The organism is Methylobacterium sp. J-077, assembly GCF_022829365.1.
Classification (GTDB): Bacteria; Pseudomonadota; Alphaproteobacteria; order Rhizobiales; family Beijerinckiaceae; genus Methylobacterium.
This window is the reverse complement of record NZ_JAKSYJ010000071.1, coordinates 1-2,984: the sequence shown is the minus strand read 5'-3', so window position 1 is coordinate 2,984 and position 2,984 is coordinate 1. Positions and strand designations below refer to the sequence as shown.

Here is a 2,984-nt window from a genome sequence, read left to right as displayed (position 1 = left end):
TACGCTCGGCGAGCTTGCGCACCTCGAACGCCACCAGCGCGAAGCCGCGGCCGTCCGCGCCGGCGCGCGCCGCCTCGACGGCGGCGTTCAAGGCCAACAGATCGGCCCGGCGGGCGATCTCCTCCACGCTGGTGAGCTGCTGGTCGATGGTCTGCAGGGCTTCGACCGCCCGGGCGACCGCGGCGCCGCTGGCATCGGCATCCTGGGCCGACTGGCGCGCGATCGCCTCGGTCTGGCTGGCGTGCTGGCCGTTCTGCTTGACGTCTGCGGCCATCTCCTCGACCGAGGCCGCCAACGTCAAGCAGAACGCCCAGAACGCCAGCCAGACCGAGGCGATCGCGCGCCAGTCGGCCCAGGATGCCGAGGCCAGCGGCGCCGCGGTCGGCCGGGCGGTCGACGCCATGCAGACCATCGCCCAGAAGATCACCATCGTGCAGGAGATCGCCCGCCAGACCGATCTTTTGGCCTTGAACGCCGCCGTCGAGGCGGCGCGCGCCGGCGAGCACGGCCGCGGCTTCGCGGTGGTGGCGTCCGAGGTGCGCAAGCTCGCCGAGCGTAGCCAGGCGGCGGCGGCCGAGATCGGCACGCTGTCGGCCGACACGGTGAAGGCGGCCCAGCAGGCGGGCGAGATGCTCGGGCGGCTGGTGCCGGACATCCGCAAGACCGCGATCCTGGTGGAGGAAATCTCGGCGGCGTGCCGGGAGCAGGATGTCGGCTCGGCACAGATCAACCAGGCGATCCAGCAGCTCGACAAGGTCACGCAGCAGAATGCCAGCGCCTCCGAGCAGGTCTCGGCGACCTCGGACGAGCTGGCCAACCAGGCCGAGCGGCTGCAGGCGACCATCGCCTACTTCCGCATCGACGCGGCGGGGGCGGGCATCGACGCGGCGGCGACGCAGCTGCGGGCCACGGCGGCCCGGATGGGCGCGCCGGCCAAGGCCAAGGTCGGCGGCAAGGCCAATGGCAAGACGAACGCCAAGCCGCGCGCCGGCCGGTCCCCCCTGGCTGCGGGGGCGGCTTCGAGCTCGACATGGGCGACGGCGACGCCCGCGACTCCGACTTCATCCGCGCCGCCTGAGCCGCGACCCCGCGTCCCGCGCAGGGCTCGTCCCGCGCGACCCCGATCGATCAGACCCCCAGGAGGTCACACCCATGCGTTTCACGATCCGAGCCAAGCTGGCTCTGAGCTTCGGCCTGATCCTCGTCCTTCTGGGCGGGGCCGGCTACCTCGCCATCGCCGGCCTCGGCGCCTCGAACGCGCGGATGCAGGCCTTCGCGTCCGGCCCGTTCGCGCAGGTCCAGCGCATCCTGCGCGTCGAGACCCTCTCGGTCGAGGCGGCGCGCATCATGAACCGCACGCTGCTGGAGCCGACCGATGCCGGACGGGCGCAGCTCACCCTCGACTTCAAGACCCAGGACGGCCGGTTCCGCGCGCTCCTGGCGGAGCTCACCGAGCGGGCTTCGCCGGAAGAGCGTGCCCGGATCAGGCCCCTGCAGGACAAGTGGAACCAGCTGAACGAGATCGCCGCCAAGGGCTTGGACTTGTCGACCAAGAACGGCAACAACACCGCGATCGGCATCGCCGGCAACGAGCAGATGTCTGCCTACGGGGCCGTGATGGCCCGGATCGAGGAGCTGGCCTCCCGTACGGACCTGTCGGTGGAGAACCGCCGCCTCGTCGACGCGATCGAGCTGCGGGTGACGCGCCTCCTGGCCGAAATCTATCGTGAGGTGATGATCAGCGACGACGCGCTGCTCGCGAAATTCGCCACCGAGTATCAGGATCATCGCCGCCAGCTCGATCAGGATCTCGCCCGGCTCACCGAGGCCGGCCGCGCCGACGGCTTCCTCGACGGGGTCAAGGTGATCGCGGCCGCGATCAAGACCTGGGAGCCGATCGGCGAACGGATCTTCGGCCTCGGCCTCGCCAACACCGACGCCAAGGCGCTGCAGGTCATCGTGGGCCCGTTCACCCAGGCGCGGGCGGCGGTCACCGACGAGGCCGCGAAGCTGCGCGCCTACGAGGAGGACGTGGCTCAGACCTACGTCCGCGAAACCCAGGCCGCCTACGAATCCACGCGCCTGATGCTCGTCAGCGTCATCGCCGGTGCGGTGGCGGTCGGGTTCGCCATGGCCGTCTGGCTGTCGCTCTCGATCTCCCGGGGCCTGCAGCGGGCGGTCGATGCCGCAACCTCCGTCGCCCAGGGCGACCTGACCCGGGACGTGGTCGGGTCCGGCCGCGACGAGATCACCGACCTGCTGCGCGCCGTCCAAGCGATGAACCTGAAGCTGCGCGAGGTCGTGACCCAGGTCATCGCCGCCACCACCAACGTGTCGGCGGGCTCGCAGGAGCTGTCGTCCTCGGCCGAGCAGCTGTCGCAGGGCTCGACCGAGCAGGCCGCCTCCACGGAGGAGGCCTCGGCCTCGGTCGAGGAGATGGCCGCCAACGTCAAGCAGAACGCCCAGAACGCCAGCCAGACCGAGGCGATCGCGCGCCAGTCGGCCCAGGATGCCGAGGCCAGCGGCGCCGCGGTCGGCCGGGCGGTCGACGCGATGCAGACCATCGCCCAGAAGATCACCATCGTGCAGGAGATCGCCCGCCAGACCGACCTGCTGGCGCTCAACGCCGCCGTCGAGGCGGCCCGGGCCGGCGAGCACGGCCGCGGCTTCGCGGTGGTGGCGTCCGAGGTGCGCAAGCTCGCCGAGCGTAGCCAGGCGGCGGCGGCCGAGATCGGCACGCTGTCGGCCGACACGGTCAAGGCGGCCCAGCAGGCGGGCGAGATGCTCGGGCGGCTGGTGCCGGACATCCGCAAGACCGCGATCCTGGTAGAGGAAATCTCGGCGGCGTGCCGGGAGCAGGATGTCGGCTCGGCGCAGATCAACCAGGCGATCCAGCAGCTCGACAAGGTCACGCAGCAGAACGCCAGCGCCTCCGAGCAGGTCTCGGCGACCTCGGACGAGCTGGCCAACCAGGCCGAGCGGCT

2 protein-coding genes and 1 pseudogene are annotated in these 2,984 nt (G+C 71.4%); 2 read left to right on the top strand and 1 reads right to left on the bottom strand.

Annotated elements, in window-relative coordinates; genetic code table 11:
* Positions 1-274 (bottom strand): methyl-accepting chemotaxis protein (locus MKL11_RS04410; RefSeq protein WP_409565808.1); only part of this gene is annotated, 274 nt, incomplete at its 3' end.
* A gap of 13 nt (positions 275-287) precedes the next feature.
* On the opposite strand from MKL11_RS04410, the pseudogene MKL11_RS04405 reads away from it, so the two are divergent.
* Both MKL11_RS04405 and MKL11_RS04400 read left to right on the top strand, forming a co-directional pair.
* A pseudogene (locus MKL11_RS04405) lies at positions 288-864 on the top strand (methyl-accepting chemotaxis protein); the annotation flags it as partial.
* Positions 865-1,152: 288 nt separating this feature from the next.
* Positions 1,153-2,984, top strand: a 1,832-nt coding sequence (locus MKL11_RS04400) for a methyl-accepting chemotaxis protein (protein WP_243940624.1), incomplete at its 3' end; no start/stop codon positions are given.